The organism is Actinoplanes missouriensis 431, assembly GCF_000284295.1.
GTDB lineage: Bacteria > Actinomycetota > Actinomycetes > Mycobacteriales > Micromonosporaceae > Actinoplanes > Actinoplanes missouriensis.
This window is the reverse complement of the sequence record NC_017093.1, coordinates 8,525,667-8,540,555: the sequence shown is the minus strand read 5'-3', so window position 1 is coordinate 8,540,555 and position 14,889 is coordinate 8,525,667. Positions and strand designations below refer to the sequence as shown.

Genomic DNA, 14,889 nt, shown 5'->3' with positions numbered 1-14,889 from the left:
CACCTGCCCCTATCCTGTCCGCCATGGCGATGATCCTGTTGGTCGAGGACGACCGCATCATCACGGCCGCGCTGACCCGTGCGCTGACCGATGCCGGGCACGTCGTGCGCCCGGTCGGTCAGGCTGCCCAGGCGTTGCGGATCGTGACCCAGGAGCGTCCCGACCTGGTCATTCTCGATCTCGGGCTGCCCGACATCGACGGCACCGACGCGCTGCGGATGATGCGTACCGTCTCCGACGTCCCGGTGATCGTCGCGACCGCACGGCGCTCGGAGGCGGACATCATCGCACTGCTGTCGGCCGGCGCCGACGACTACGTGACGAAGCCGTTCTCCGGCGGGCACATCCTGGCCCGGATCTCGGCGGTGCTGCGCCGCGCGCGCACCATCGAGCAGCAGCAGCCGAACACCATCACGGTCGGCGAGCTGGTGATCAAGCCGAGGCAGCGGCGGGTCGAGCTGCGGGGTGAGCCGTTGCAGCTGACCCGGCGGGAGTTCGACGTCCTCGCGTACCTGGCCGAGCGGGTGGGCCAGGTGATCAGCCGCCGCGAGCTGATGAACCAGGTCTGGCAGCAGGCCCGGATCGGCGAGGAACAGACCATCGACGTCCACATCTCGTGGCTGCGCCGCAAGCTCGGCGAGACCGCCGCGAAGCCGCGTTTCCTGCACACCGTCCGAGGAGTCGGCGTCATGATGGTCGATCCCCAATGAGATGGGCGCTGAACCGGCTGGCGCTGGCGATCACCTCGATGGTGGCGCTCGCCTTCCTGGTGCCGCTCGCCGTCGCGACCCGGCAGATCGCGTACGACCGGGCGATCTCCGAAGCACGTCAGCAGGCCACCTCGATGGTGACGGTGCTCGGCGTGAACAGCGACCTCACCGAGCTCACCAACGCGGTGGCCAGCACCGCTGCCGGAAGCGACGGGCGGCTCGCCATCCACCTGCCGGCCCAGCCGCCGATCGGAATCTCGCACCTCAACGAGGCCACGGTGATCCGGGCCGCGCAGGAACGCCGGTCCGCGACCGCCGAGGCGCCGGGCGGGATCGCATACCTGCAGCCCACGGTGCTGACCGACGGCCGTACCGTGGTGGTCGAGGTCTTCGTGCCGAAGGGGGACACCCGGCGCGGAGTCGGGACGGCCTGGCTCGCCCTCGGCGGACTCGCGATCGTGCTGGTCGGCGCGTCGGTGCTGCTCGCCGACCGGCTCGGCAGCCAGCTGGTGAAGTCGACCCGTCAGCTCGCGGCGGCCACCCGGCGGCTCGGCGGCGGCGAGCTGAACGAGCGGATCACCCCGACCGGCCCGCGCGAGCTGCGCGACGCGGCCCGGGACTTCAACGCGATGGCGGACGACCTGCGCCGGCTCCTGGACCGCGAGCGCGAGCTCGCCGCGGACCTTTCCCACCGATTGCGTACGCCGTTGACAGGCTTGCGCCTCGACGTGGAGGCGATGCCGCCCGGGCCGATCGCGGAACGCATGCGGCAGGCCTGTGACCTGCTGGACGAGGAGCTCGAAGCAATCATCACGGGGGCCCGGCTGGGCAGTGTCGAGGCCCGCGGCTCCGAGTCGTGCGACCTGGTCGAGATGCTCGCCGACCGGCTCGCGTTCTGGTCGGTGCTCGCCGAGGACCAGGAACGGCCGTGGGAGGTGGTCGGCGGCCACGAGCCGGTGATGGTGCCGATGTCCCGCAGCGACGTGATCCTGGTGGTCGACGCGATGCTCGGCAACGTCTTCTCGCACACCCCGGACGGTGTCGCCTTCCGGGTTATCGTCTCCGGCAGCGGCCTGCTCGTCGACGACGCCGGGCCGGGCATCCCGGACCCGCAGAGCGCGGTGAAGCGCGGATTCAGCGGCGCCGGGTCGACCGGATTGGGCCTGGACATCGTGCGCAGGGCCGCCGAAACTGTCCGTGGGCAATTGGTCATCGACCGTAGTCCGCTCGGTGGCGCCCGCGTCGGATTCCTCCTGCACAGCGCCGCTGACGAGCCCGAAGCTGCGCCCCGCGGCCGGCGTCGCGCGGTTTCATAAGGGTTTTCGGTCGCTTTAAGGATCCGTTATGGCAGTTCTCCATAACGTTCTGGCCGGTAACTGCCAGGACGACATGTTCGGAGAGCTGACATGCGCAGGAAGATCGCCTACCCGCTGGCTACCCTCGGGATGGTCGCTGCTTCGACCGCGGTGGTCGCGTCACCCGCCCTGGCGCACGGATACGTCTCCTCGCCCCCGAGCCGCCAGGCCCTCTGCGCCGCCGGCACCGTCTCGGACTGCGGCGCGATTCAGTTCGAGCCGCAGAGTGTCGAGGCTCCGAAGGGGTCTTCGCAATGCAACGGTGGAAACGCCAACTTCTCGGTGCTCAACGACGAATCCAGGAACTGGCCGGCCACCAGCGTCGGCAACTCGGTGACGTTCAACTGGGTCCTGACCGCGCGGCACCGGACCGCTACCTGGGTGTATTCCATCGACGGTACGAAGGTCGCCACGTTCGACGACAAGAACGCGATCCCCAACGCGACGGTCTCGCACAAGGTCGACCTGAGCGGGTTCTCCGGCCGGAAGACCGTTCTCGCGGTGTGGAACATCGGGGATACGGCAGCCGCCTTCTACAGCTGCGTGGACTTGAACATCGGTGGCGGCGGATCCTCGACGACGCCCACCACTACGCCGACCACCGCGCCGACGAAGGCGCCGACCACGGCCCCGACGACCAGCGCGCCGACCACCGCCCCCGGCACCACCGCGCCGACGAAGGCCCCGACCAGCACCGCGACGGCGGCCCCGACGAGCACCACGACGGCTCCGGCGAACGGGACCGAGTGGGCGCCGGGAGTGTCCTACAAGGTCGGTGACGTGGTCACATACCAGGGCGTGTCGTACAAGACCCGCCAGGCCCACACGTCGATCCGCAGCTGGGAGCCCTCGATCTTCACGCTCGCCCTCTGGCTGCCGCTGTGAAGCGCCGGTTCGTAGCGCTCGCCCTGACCGCGCCGTTCCTGCTCGGCGCATGCGGCACGGACGCGTCGACGTCCACCGCCTCGACCGCGTCCACCGCCTCGACCGCGTCCACCGCCTCGACGGCTTCGGCCGGCGGCGAGACGCAGAATGTCACGTCGGTCGCCGAGATCACCGCCGGGTCGACCTTCAACGACACCGACGTGATGTTCCTGCAGATGCTCCTGGACAACCAGGAGCAGGGCCAGGAGATGGTGCAGATCGCGGTCGACCGGGCGCAGCGCCAGGACGTCATCGACATGGCCAAGGCCGTCGACCTCACGCAGGCCGACGAGATCACCATGATGAAGAACTGGCTCACCGAGTGGGACAAGCCGGCCAGGCTCGACAAGCGGGAGAGCCTGCACGCCGACCACGGCGGCCTGCCCAGCACCGGTGACGACGAGATCGCCGCGTTGAAGAAGGTGAAGAAGGTGGACTTCGAGACCGCGTTCCTCAACCTCTTCCTGGCGCACCAGCACAACGCGGTCGAGTTCGCCGCGCTCGAACTCGACAAGGGCACCAACGAGCAGGCCCGGGCGTACGCCGAGCGGGTCAAGGAATCCCGCGCCGACCAGGTGCAGCAGATGCTGAAGCTGCTCAACGGCTGACGGCTTTCGGGGAAAAGGGCGGCCCATCAGGGTCGCCCTTTTTATGTTATTCGGGTGCTTACATCCTGGATTCTGGCGCTGAGTCTCGCCGCGACACCCTGGAACCACCCCGGCTACGACGCCGCGGACAGCTACTACAACCCGTCCGAGTCGGTGATCAATGAGGGCAGCGTGCGGAACCTCGCCGCGAAGTGGTCGGTGCCGTTGCGCGACATCGAGGAGAGCTGCTCGGGCTTCTCCGCGCCGCTGCTCACCGGAGGTCGCGTCATCGTCACCGACAAACGCGGCATCTCCTCCTACGACTCCGCGAACGGCCGCCCGGCCTGGCGCTTCGACTGGGACTTCCCGGACGACAACGGGACACCCGTCCTCGCCGTCAACGACCAGTCGCTGATCGCCGCCAACGGCGACTGCAACTCGATGAGCGACCCCGACGGGCAGCTCACCGCGATCGACCTGGCCACCGGCAAGACCCGCTGGCGGCTGGAGACCGACACCCCGATCCACTCCGTCGTCGTCGACCAAGGGGTCATCGTGACCTCCGGGTGGTCGCAGTCCGACGAGGAGGTGGTGATCGGCCGCCGGGCCGCGGACGGCAAGGAACTCTGGCGCAAACCCGGCTGGTCCAGCACCGGCGTCTCGCTGAACGGCACGATCCTGATGCGCAAGACCGACGGGTACGGCCAACCCGACGGCGGGACGTCCGCGATCGGCGTCACCCGCGGTGACCTGCGATGGAGCCGCCTGGAGAACTGGGCGGCGCAGGCCGCGTCCGGGAACCGTTTCTACGTGACGGACCGGCGGCGGAACCTGCTCGCCATCGACGGGACGGACGGCGCCGTGGCCTGGACCTCGGCCGGCAAGGCGAGCACGCTGGTCGCCACCGACGGGCGCCGGGTCTACCGGTCGGCCAAGCGCCAGGTCGAAGCCCTCGACTCCCGGAACGGGCGAGTGCTCTGGGCCACCCCACTCGGGGTTGAGGCAGGACAGCCGGTCCGGGCCGGAGGACTGGTGTACGCGGGCGGCCCGGTGCTCAAAGCCTCCCGGGGGACGGTGGCCGGACCCGTTTTCAAAGGCCACCTCATCGTCGCCGGAGGCGCTGTCTATCAGGTCGACGGCGGGAAGCTCACTGCTTACCGGCCTCATTGAGAACGGGATCAGTTGCTTTCGGGTAGCTGTCACCCGTACCGGAAAAGGAGCGCAACCACGCCGGTTGCCGTTGTGTAGCACCGGGTCTGAGGGGCGAAGCGGAACGCGAGCCCGGACCGAAGAGACATGCGACGCCGAGAGTCGGCGTCGCTTTTCTTTTCGGAGGTGCCGCCACCTTGGCTCCGATGTTCGCGCCGCTCAAGGAGCGCAACTACCGTCTGTGGGCGGCCGCTGATCTGGTCTCGGTCGGCGGAACGTGGATGCAGGTGCTGGCCCTCAACTGGGTGATCCTCTCGGTGACCGGTTCGGCCACCAAGATGGGCGCCGTCGTCATGCTCCAGTCGCTGCCCGTGCTGCTGCTCGGCAGCTGGGGCGGCGCCCTCGCCGACCGCATCCCGGCGCGCCCGATGCTCATCGCCTGCCAGGCCATTCGTGCCCTGCTGGCGCTCGCGCTGATGCTGCCGACCGGCAACTGGATGATCTACGGCGTGGCCCTGGCCTCGGGCGTGATCGGTTCCTTCGAAGGCCCGGTCCTCGGCCGATTCGGATCATCCCTGATCCCGCGTGAGGCGCTGGCCTCGGCACTCGCTCTCGGCTCGGTTCTCAGCTCCGCCGGCCGCATCGGCGGAATGGCGCTGGGTGGTGTCCTGATCGGTATCACCGGCCCAACGGCGCTGTTCCTCATCAACGCTGTCTCATACATCGGCGTCATCTTCGCTCTGCTGGCGATGCGCACCGGTGAAATGCGTTCACTGGCCCGCGCGTCCGCGTCGGACGGTGGCGTGATCGCCGGTCTGCGCTACGTTCTCCGGCAGCCGGTCGTGCTGATCGTCCTGGCTCTCTCCTTTGTGCTGGGTTCGCTCGGCCGCAATTACCAGGTGTCGATGGCCGCGATGGTCTCCGGCCCGCTGGGCGGCTCGTCCGGCTCCTACGGCCTGCTGTCGACGGCGTTCGCGGTCGGCGCGGTCGCCGGCGGCCTGCTGCTGGCCGGCAGCGGCAAGTCGACGCTGCGGGTGCTGCTCGGCACCGGCTTCCTGATCAGCGTCCTGCAGTTCGCGTCAGGTCTGGCCCCGAACGTCCTCGGCTTCGCCGCCCTGATCCTCCCGATCGCGGCCGGCGCGGTGGTGTTCGACACGGTCGTCTCCACCCGAATCCAGCTGGACACGGCGGAGTCCATGCGAGGCCGCGTCCTGGCAACGGTCGGCATCGTGTCGTCCCTCTCCGGAATCGTCGGCGCCCCGGCAATCGGCTGGATGTGCGACTCGATGGGCGCCCGAGGCGCCCTGCTCCTGGCCGGCGCGGTGACAACGGCGGCCGCGGTAGCGGGCGGGGTGGCGCTGGCCCGGGTGAAGGGCCGCTCCCTGAACTGGAACTTCGTGCTGGGCCGCCCGGTCGAACAGCCCGCCTGATCTAACTGACGAAACAAAGCCGCCCGGTCGCCGACGCGACCGGGCGGCTTCATTTTGTCAGGTACAACTAGTAGTGCTTTGTCACTTTCGAGTGGCTGATGGTGACTTGTTGACGGTGGGTTGCTGTCGTTGAGGTATGGACGTTGCTGAGGCTGACCGGTTGCGTGACGACTTGGCCGAGTTCGCGTCGGACGTGTTCGCCTCGCTGACCAGGGCCGGCTGGCAGGATCGTGCGGCCGCGTATCTGCAAGGGCTGATGATCGACGGACGGCGTAAGTCGATCCAGCCGATGGCCGCTCGGCTGCAGGGCGTGCATGAGCAGGCGTTGAACCACTTCGTGACCAACAGTCCGTGGCAGGTCGAGCCGGTCCGGCGACGGATCGCCGCGCTGGCCGACCAGGCGATCGTCCCGACGGCATGGGCCATCGACGACACCGGCCTGCTCAAATGCGGCACCGCTTCGCCGTGTGTGGCCCGGCAGTACACCGGCACCGCGGGCAAGGTCACCAACTGCCAGATCGCCGTAAGCGTCAGCATGGTCACCGACACCGCATCCTGCCCCGTGGACTGGCGACTGTTTCTGCCGGAGTCCTGGGATCCCGCCTCACCCAAGGCCACCAGCGATGTCCACAACCGTCGCCGCCGCGCCGGGATCAGCGACGACGTGACCCATCGGGAGAAGTGGCGCCTCGCCCTGGACATGATCGACGAACTGCTGCGATGGGGACATCGCCCGCCGCTGATCGTGGCCGACTGCGGCTACGGCGACGCCGCAGAGTTCCGCCTCGCCCTGACCGAACGCGGGCTGCCCCACCTGGTGCAGGTCAGCGGCAGGCTCACCGCTTACCCGGCCTCGACGATCCGCACGGCCGGGGACTACGCCGGCGTCGGCTCCTATCCCACGCCCCGCTACCAGCAGCCGGCGCCGACCCTCACCGAACTGATCACCACCGGCACCGGCAAAGCCCGGAGAGTGACCTGGCGACCCGGCTCCCGCAGCCGCGGCGGCCGTCCGCTCCTGATGTCCTCGCACTTCGTGTTCACCCGGGTCCGTCCGGCCGGGCGAACCCTGCTGTCCGCGCACCGCGGCGAGGACCTACCTGAGGCCTGGCTCATCGCCGAATGGCCGCCCGGCAACCCGGAGCCGATCAAGTACTGGCTCTCTGACCTACCCGCCCGGACCGCGAGACGCACCCTGATCCGCTGGGCGAAACTGCGCTGGCGCATCGAACACGACTACCGCGAAGTCAAGACCGGTCTCGGCCTCGACCACTACGAAGGCCGCACCTGGCAGGGATGGCACCACCACGTCACCCTCGTCTCCGCGGCACACATCTTCCTCACCCTGCAACGCCTCGACCCAAAAACCCATGCGCCGGAATGACCCTCTACGCCGTACTCCGACGCCTGCAACTCCTGCTCGTCTACCTCATCGGCGCATGCCCGACCTGCCGAACCCCGTTCCCGCAACGGAAACGAGCCCGCCGACGCGGATCATGACAAAGCACTACTAGCTCTGGTTATAGATCCGATTCCAATGCCAATCCAGATAGCCACGTTGCGGAGGAAGCGCGTGTGGTGGAAGAAGGAGGCGCTCGGCGAGCGGCGGGCGGCCGAACGCCGCATAGGCGGCGGGGTTGGACGCGGCTGCGTCCTCCAGCTCGGGGCGGACGTGGATGCGGAGTCCGCCGTTCACGGTGATGAGGCCGGTGTCGAACGCCACATCGTGTGTAGGGCACGCCGTCAATCCGTTGGTGACGTCAAGGCGTTCTCGAGAGTCGCACTCTCGCCACGGCTTGATGTGTGAGGCGACCAGCATCCGAGATGCCTGACGGTCATTGACGGTCACCGACAAACCGCAGAACACGCAGCGGTGTCCGTGATTGCGGAGCACGTCGCGCGCGAACCGGTGCTGCCCGATACGAACCGAGGCCATCAGAAGCTGCTCAGTTAGTTGATCTCGAACGCTGGGGCGCTCCTTTCGCACTACCCCCGCGACGTCGTCCGACTCCAACTCGTCCTGGCCCAGAAAAATCAACGGAGCGTCGTCGTGTTCGAGATACAGGAAGTCGGGAAGGTCGTCGTCATTGATCCCGGCATCCCGGGCCGCGCGGACAACGAGTCGATAGACGGCAGCCAGGTCACCGCTGCTGCTGAGCAGCCTGGCAGCGACCTCGGTCTCATGGCGAGCGCCGTGGCTGCGGCTGCCGTCGAGATTCGCCATCTTCGCCAGGACGCTGGTATTGGGTCGCTTGAACAGCCGCGCCAGAGTCGGGACGGGCTCTTCCGCGCGGTGCGCCGATGAGCTGCCATAGCGACTGTGATCGACCATCAAACTCGCAGCCAGGCACAGCAACGTCTCCACCGGGGTGAAGACGACCTGCCTGCGGCCCGGGTCCGGATACGAACGATCTGCGATGGAACGCCACTGCGCCCGCGCGTCAGAGGGGGTGATCGCGAGGTAGTCCGCTGCTGTGCGCATCGAGCCCTTCACCAGAACGAGCTGAGTTGATCGATGTCAGCGTAGATGATCCCCACTCAGCGTCGAGTCCGGAGCAGCCAGCAGCAACAACGCTGTGGTCACCGGAGGACCGCCCTGTTGGTCCTGCTGCGCAGACGGAGGGTTTTGAGCTCAGAAGTCGTCGTTGACCTCATCCGAGTCGGAGTCGGAGTCTTCGAGAACGTTTCCAACTAGCTCTTGTACGTTGATTGCGCCCGGAGAGGGTCTGCGCCGGCCTTCTGCGTACGCCAAGCGGGCCGCGGCCAAGTCAGCTAAGCGGACTGCTTGGATAACGATGACGCGGCGTAAACCGGCCGAAACTTCGCCGCGTTCATGGGCAACGGCCGCCACTCTGGACAAGGTCTCAGCGCGACGGGCGATACGTACGTCTGGATGTTCGCGTTCTTCCCGCAATTCTCCGGGGATCAAGTTGAAACGATAAGAGGGTGGCAGTCTTACGAAGTCAGACGGGGGCGGAATCTTCTCATTGAGAATCGCTTTGTACTTCGAGTCATCAATCGCTCTACGGTATGCGGAGAACTCGATTTCGTTAAGTTTTTCTTGCTTGTTTGGATCGTCACGCAGATACTCTGTTGGCCACAACTCCACTGCGGCAACCTCAAAAGGATCGAGGATCCGATATGCCAGAGTATCGCTTCGCTGACTGGTTAGGTGTCGGCCGATTCGGTCGGTGAACTTCAGCCAGGTTTGACCGACATAAATAGGCTCGCCGTCGTAGTCGTAGAAGGCGTATACGCCAATACAGTTCCCCAGCCGCTTGTTGCTTGCCGGGTCGACGGTGCTCATCGCGCTTTTCAATAGGCGGCGGAACCCTTGGACAAAGGCAGTCGGCAGCGATGCCCGTGATGGCAGTTGGTGATCCGGCTGATTGTAAGAAGCGATGCCGCGGCTGGCCACTTTACACACCTCTGAAATCCGAGTCATCTATTTCATCGGCTGGCCAGTATACGGGGCAATGGCGAAGCATGGAAGGCGGGCTGTATGAGAGGTTCTCTGCGTGGGAAGGACCTGCACGATGCGCAAGCCTTGGCCCACCATGGCTGTCGTCCAGCCAGCCGTCCACACACGATCCTTGAAGAGTGTCGTAAGGAAGGGTGCCCTTCTTGCCTCGAGGTGAAGGCTATCCCTGGCCGTTCAAGTGCGTTCTTAACTCTTAACGGCAAAGGACTAGGGATTTGATGCGGGCGGCACCCTCGGTTGCCGACTCATGCTCCCATACTCGTATAACTGCCCACCCCGCGTCATTCAACTGAATGTCTACGACCGCATCGCGATTTCTGTTTCCTTCGATCTTGGCGTGCCAATATCCGGTTGGGTCGGCGGGCATTCTCCCATGTATGGGACAGCCATGCCAAAAACAGCCGTCTAAAAATACTGCAACCCTGCGTCGAGGGAAAACGACGTCAGGGCGTACTTTTCTATCACGCAACGAAATTTGTAGGCCCACGCGATATCGAAGACCTTGCCGGAACAGCTCCCGCCGTAGGGCAAGCTCGGGCTTAGTGCCCGAGCTCCGATTCGCCTTCATTGACTTCGTGGCGCGAGACGGGGGCGGAACCGCTGGCAATTTATTTGGAGCCATGACGCCTTATCGGGTCTCGAAGAAGCAATGCTGCTGAGGGCCCTGCCACGGGATTGGTGCTGTCGTGGATAGCGCGGGGTTGGTTTTCCCTGCACAAGCCGGGCAATTAGTTTCCAGCCTTATTGTCTGGTCGCAATACGGGCAACAGATAATGCTTGCCAATCCATCGAACGACGTCCACGACAACGGCATCACCAAAACCGAACAGTTGCTGGTTTGGCGTTCCAGCGATGAGTCTATATTCGGTTGCACCCATCAAGTTAGCGTACTCGCGAGGGGTCATCCATCGTACACGAGGCTCACGGCCGAACCCAAGTTCAACTAGCGCCTGCTTGCTCGATCCTCCTCCGGTCGTTCGTAGGCAGCCGGCGATGGCATCGCGTCGAAGCTCCCACATCGATACGCCTTGCCGAGTGCGCCGGTAGGCAGTCCGATAGGAGAGGGCATCTGAGGTTCGTAACGCTTCGAAACGGAGCCTTTGGCCGTCGCTCAATGAATCCACAAACGCCTTGACGCGTTGCTGATCCCACCAGAGACTCTCGGGGGCTCCATACTCGATCACGCCGCTCAAATCTGTCGGCCCTACCGGCAGGTCGGGTAGGTCGAGGTAGTGCATCTTGATCTTGTCTTGGTTCTTGGCGTGGATCGCTGTGACCCAGGCCGGCCGAACGTCGCTAACCACTGGCACGCCGACGTGCGCATTATTTGGCAAATCTGCTGGCAGCACGCCTACGATGAACATACGAGGCCGCGACTGCGGAACGAAGTGCTTAGCGTCGATGGCGAGCACGTCGAGCGAGTACCCTAGTTGTGACAATCGTGCGAGTGCATCTGTCAAGTCCTGCCCGCCATGGCTGGTAGCGAACCCATGGACATTTTCGAGCAGCACTACGCGAGGACGGATTTCCTCTGACATCTCGTCAAGAACGCGCGCGAATTGCCAGAACATGCCAGACTGCTCTCCCACCAATCCACGCCGGTTGCCTGCGAGGGAAAGGTCGATGCAGGGGAAGCTGCTCGTTGCCAGCTCGAGTCTTGACAACGTCTTCAATTGATCGCCTACCACATTGCGGATATCATCAACCTTGAAATGCTTTTCTGCATCTGGATAGTTCGCGCGATACGCTTCGTATTTCGCTTGCTTGATGTCGTTGGCCCACACGACCTTGACTCCAAGAGGCTCCAAAGCCGTACGTACAAGGCCAATCCCGGCGAAGAATTCTGCGGCATTGATAGCCTCGGTTTCCATGCGCCCTCCATCGCCGATCATCGTTGCAGCTTATATCTGCAATGGCGAACTGACGAGGCGTAACGCCAGTCTGTGACCGATCCAATCATATACCGCACGTGATGCCTACCCTTCGTGGCAGCCGGCTACGCCTTGTAACGAAGTGTCGCCTCAAGCGTTACGGTGCGAACAGGTGACCGTCCGAGGCGGATGGTATCCATACGGTCGGGTGCGCCTCGGGCGAACGTCCCCGGTTGCCTGCCGGGAGGAGTTGCCATCACCTGTGCCCTCTGGGCTGCTGTCAGGTGGGCTTCCTAGTATCTATCCGCCGGCCATCTGCGGTGACTGCATCCACCATAAACAAAGACTCAGATTCGCGAGAAGGAATACCCCGGTTTCCAGATGTCTTATCTCGCGGCCCAGCATCGCGGCGCTGCTGGGTGTTGAGGTGGCAGATGTTCTGTACCTGACCCTGTTTCTCTGCCTGAGAATATTCGATGGCACCCATCAGTGTGTCCGTCAAATGGGTGACTTGTTCTAGCCAGTTGTTGATGATGAGGTTTAGGTCATATGAGATTTTCAGGGGAATGATCTTTTTATCGACCGCCTCCCGCGGGAGTTTGACTGCGCTGCTAGCGGATGGTTTTCGTCTCTTGCGCAATCAAGCCAGGTTTCTGCTGCGGAAAGAAGTTATGGAAGCCTGTTTGGTGTGCTGTGTGGTCGCAGAGGCCACGGTTGGGTCTTGTTGGTTTGGGCGGGTTGCCCGAGCGAGGGCTTGCTGGCCACGCATGGCATAGGTGCGCAGAGGCTGAGCGCGACTCGATACGGTAGCTGCGAGAGTGACGGTACGACCGAGGGGAACAAGTGGAACTGCTGCACTCCGGCAAGGTTCGGGACGTCTATGCGGACGGGGAGGACCTGCTCCTGGTCGCCTCGGACCGGATCTCGATCTATGACGTCATCCTGCCCACGCCGATCCCGGACAAGGGGAAGATCCTCACCCAGCTCTCGCTCTGGTGGTTCGATCAGCTCGCTGACGTGATTCCGAATCACGTCATCTCGGTGACCGATGTGCCGGCCGAGTGGCAGGGGCGGGCGATCCGCTGCGAGCGCCTTGAGATGGTCATGGTGGAGTGCATCGCGCGTGGCTACCTGGCGGGCTCCGGGCTGCGGGATTACCAGCGGGACGGGCAGATCTCCGGCAACCCGCTGCCGGCCGGGCTGGTGGAGTCGTCCCAGTTGCCTGAGCCGATCTTCACGCCGAGCACCAAGGAGCCCGTCGGTGGCGGACACGACGCGCCTTTGACGTTCGACGAGACGGTGGGGCGGGTCGGCCGAGAGCTGGCCGAGGAGCTGCGGCGGGTCACGCTGGAGATCTACCGCCGGGGCTCCGAGGTCGCGGCCGGCAAGGGGATGCTCCTGGCCGACACCAAGATCGAGGTGGGGCGGGCCAAGGATGGAACGCTGAAGCTGGGCGACGAGCTGCTCACGCCCGACTCGTCCCGGTTCTGGAGTGCGGACGAGTGGAAGCCGGGCAGTGTGCCGCGGTACCTGGACAAGCAGTTCCTGCGGGACTGGTCCGGTCAGCTGACTGATTGGGATCGGACGGCGCCGGGTCCGGAGATCCCCGACGAGGTGGTTGAGGCGACGCGCAACCGCTACATCGAGGTCTACGAGCGCCTAACCGGCGACACCTGGAAGTAGGCCGGGCAGACCTGGAAGTAAGAGGAAGCGGCCCGGCGGCAAAGAGGAAACCGCCGGGCCGCTTCTACCACCGGCTCAGGCCCACTGCACAGTCGTCTCCGGCGACAACCGAGGCAGCCGGTCCCGCCACGCCTTCTCACCCGGGTGTCCGAGGTTCACCACCGCAAGCGACGCGAAGCGCCCGTCCGGGAAGAATTCAGCATCCACGCCGGCCTTGTCGAAACCGGTCATCGGACCTGCGACGAGGCCGATCGCGCGGGCCGCCAGGACGAAGTACCCGACCTGCAGCGCCGCACTGAACGTGCCGTTGGTGATGCGCAGGTCGCGGTTCGCCTCGTACACGTCCTTGAGGCCGGGGTTGTGCGGGAACACCTGCGGCACGTGCTCGTGGAACGACGTGTCGAGCGCCAGCACCGCGACGACCGGCGCGCTCTGCGACTTCGGCCGGTTGCCTTCCGCGAGGTGGGGGATCAGGCGGGCCTTGCCTTCCTGGGTACGCACGAACAGCACCCGCAACGGCTGGGTGTTCGCGGCCGTCGGCGGCCATTTCGCCAGATCCCAGAGTTCGGCGAGCTCCGCGTCGGTGACCGGGGTCGGCGCGAACGCCGACGCGGTGCGTGCGTCCGTGAACAGCAGGGCACGCCCCTCGGCGCTCAGACCACGAGAGACCGGACCCGCTTCAGAAAGAGTATCCACTTCTAAAAAAGTAGTTGCTGTGGCAGAGAAAGCCACTGATCGGCGGGTGAAGATGATCACGGAGTGAGGTGCTGATCGGCCCAGACGGCGATCTCGTCGAGCGCGGGCATCAGCGCGCGACCGGAATCGGTCAAGCTGTAGGAGACCGACACCGGCGGGCCGGCGTCGACGACGCGGACGATCAGTCCCGCGGTGACCAGAGAGGACAATCGGTTCGACAGGACCGAGTCGCTGATGCCGTCGATCTCACGGGAGATCTCCCGGAAGCCGAGCGGCCCGTCGCGGAGTTTGCCGAGGACGGCGCCGTTCCACCGGCGGCCCAGGAACTCGAAGGCCCGGGAGAGAGCGGCGCTCCTGTTCACGCACGTCAGGCGCTTTTCGTCAGCCGCTGTCATAAATATAAAGCTACAGTGACGCCCGCACCGCGCTGACTTGGCAGGTGCCGTGGCAGGTCAGCTGCTCGCCGCAGGTCGGGCACCAGTCGTTGGTACGTCGTAGGTACCACCCGAGGGCCACGCCGGAGAAGAGGCTCAGCAGGCCGACGATGGCGGAGACCGTCACCGCGCCCGTCATGCCAGCGGTCCCCGGTTCAGCGGGGTGCGGCGCACCAGGCGCAGGCCGCGCTGGTCGAGAGTGGGATCGCTGTCGAAGCGGGACGTCACATACGGCGCGGTGAACGTGTCGACCCCGGTCCCCAGGTGGCCGAGCGGCCGGTACGTCACGGTGACCGCTCGGGGCGAGGACGCCTCGATGACGCCGGCGCGCCAGCCGTCGCGATAGACCCACACCGGATCGGCGGGACGGTAGCTCTCGGCCGGGGCGACATCCGCCGGGTCACGCTGTGGCGGGGCGACTGTCGGCGTGGACGCCAGCGTCTTCGACATGTGTGTGCCTCCACCATTCTCACTGAGGCGGGTGTCGGGGACCACATCGGCCGAGCAGTCTGACTTTTCGGCACGCTGTGTTATCGAACGGGTACGTGTCTGTCAGCTATCATGCTCGT

General features: G+C 65.3%; 16 protein-coding genes. 8 read left to right on the top strand and 8 right to left on the bottom strand.

Annotated elements, in window-relative coordinates:
* Positions 1–23 precede the first annotated feature (23 nt).
* The 7 genes from AMIS_RS39010 (at position 24) to AMIS_RS38980 (ending at position 7,539) form a co-directional block, all read left to right on the top strand.
* The gene (locus AMIS_RS39010) at positions 24–710 is read left to right on the top strand and encodes a response regulator transcription factor (RefSeq protein ID WP_014448004.1); all 687 of its coding nucleotides are present in this window, start codon (positions 24–26) and stop codon (positions 708–710) included.
* Positions 707–2,026 (top strand): sensor histidine kinase, encoded by a 1,320-nt coding sequence (locus tag AMIS_RS39005; protein WP_014448003.1) that lies wholly within the window; start codon positions 707–709, stop codon positions 2,024–2,026. The genes AMIS_RS39010 and AMIS_RS39005 overlap by 4 nt, the downstream gene beginning before the upstream one ends.
* Before the next feature lie 90 nt (positions 2,027–2,116).
* A complete protein-coding gene (locus tag AMIS_RS39000) occupies positions 2,117–2,950 on the top strand; it encodes a lytic polysaccharide monooxygenase (protein ID WP_014448002.1) in 834 nt (277 codons plus the stop codon).
* Positions 2,947–3,597, top strand: a complete 651-nt coding sequence (locus AMIS_RS38995; RefSeq protein WP_014448001.1) for a DUF305 domain-containing protein — start codon at positions 2,947–2,949, stop codon at positions 3,595–3,597. Before AMIS_RS39000 ends, AMIS_RS38995 begins: the two co-directional genes overlap by 4 nt.
* Before the next feature lie 54 nt (positions 3,598–3,651).
* Positions 3,652–4,746, top strand: a complete 1,095-nt coding sequence (locus AMIS_RS38990; protein WP_014448000.1) for an outer membrane protein assembly factor BamB family protein — start codon at positions 3,652–3,654, stop codon at positions 4,744–4,746.
* A gap of 185 nt (positions 4,747–4,931) precedes the next feature.
* Entirely contained in the window at positions 4,932–6,155 is a 1,224-nt protein-coding gene (locus AMIS_RS38985; RefSeq protein ID WP_014447999.1) for an MFS transporter, read from the top strand.
* Positions 6,156–6,291: 136 nt separating this feature from the next.
* Positions 6,292–7,539 (top strand): IS701 family transposase, encoded by a 1,248-nt coding sequence (locus tag AMIS_RS38980; RefSeq protein WP_014443070.1) that lies wholly within the window; start codon positions 6,292–6,294, stop codon positions 7,537–7,539.
* A gap of 126 nt (positions 7,540–7,665) precedes the next feature.
* Here the strand turns inward: AMIS_RS38980 and AMIS_RS38975 are convergent, their stop codons facing one another.
* The 4 genes from AMIS_RS38975 to AMIS_RS42165 all read right to left on the bottom strand — a co-directional run bounded on the left by AMIS_RS38975 (position 7,666) and on the right by AMIS_RS42165 (position 11,528).
* Entirely contained in the window at positions 7,666–8,649 is a 984-nt protein-coding gene (locus AMIS_RS38975) for an HNH endonuclease (protein WP_231859180.1), read from the bottom strand.
* Between the two features lie 138 nt (positions 8,650–8,787).
* Entirely contained in the window at positions 8,788–9,573 is a 786-nt protein-coding gene (locus AMIS_RS42175; RefSeq protein WP_083888775.1) for a GIY-YIG nuclease family protein, read from the bottom strand.
* A 256-nt stretch (positions 9,574–9,829) separates the two neighbouring features.
* Entirely contained in the window at positions 9,830–10,204 is a 375-nt protein-coding gene (locus AMIS_RS42170) for a very short patch repair endonuclease (protein WP_231859179.1), read from the bottom strand.
* Positions 10,205–10,364: 160 nt separating this feature from the next.
* Entirely contained in the window at positions 10,365–11,528 is a 1,164-nt protein-coding gene (locus AMIS_RS42165) for a DNA cytosine methyltransferase (protein WP_083888773.1), read from the bottom strand.
* An 822-nt stretch (positions 11,529–12,350) separates the two neighbouring features.
* Between AMIS_RS42165 and AMIS_RS38970 the strand changes: the two genes are divergently transcribed.
* Positions 12,351–13,190 carry a phosphoribosylaminoimidazolesuccinocarboxamide synthase gene (locus tag AMIS_RS38970; RefSeq protein WP_014447997.1) on the top strand — a complete coding sequence of 280 codons (840 nt, stop codon included), beginning with the start codon at positions 12,351–12,353 and terminating at the stop codon, positions 13,188–13,190.
* 75 nt (positions 13,191–13,265) lie between these two features.
* On the opposite strand, the gene AMIS_RS38965 is transcribed toward AMIS_RS38970, so the two are convergent.
* Genes AMIS_RS38965 through AMIS_RS38955 form a run of 4 tightly spaced genes read right to left on the bottom strand, consistent with a single transcriptional unit; the run spans position 13,266 to position 14,770 of the window.
* A complete protein-coding gene (locus AMIS_RS38965; protein WP_014447996.1) occupies positions 13,266–13,886 on the bottom strand; it encodes a malonic semialdehyde reductase in 621 nt (206 codons plus the stop codon).
* 56 nt (positions 13,887–13,942) lie between these two features.
* Positions 13,943–14,281 (bottom strand): winged helix-turn-helix transcriptional regulator, encoded by a 339-nt coding sequence (locus AMIS_RS38960; protein WP_014447995.1) that lies wholly within the window; start codon positions 14,279–14,281, stop codon positions 13,943–13,945.
* Between the two features lie 10 nt (positions 14,282–14,291).
* A complete protein-coding gene (locus AMIS_RS43565) occupies positions 14,292–14,459 on the bottom strand; it encodes a hypothetical protein (protein ID WP_014447994.1) in 168 nt (55 codons plus the stop codon).
* Positions 14,456–14,770, bottom strand: a complete 315-nt coding sequence (locus AMIS_RS38955) for a hypothetical protein (protein WP_014447993.1) — start codon at positions 14,768–14,770, stop codon at positions 14,456–14,458. The genes AMIS_RS43565 and AMIS_RS38955 overlap by 4 nt, the downstream gene beginning before the upstream one ends.
* Positions 14,771–14,889: the final 119 nt, after the last annotated feature.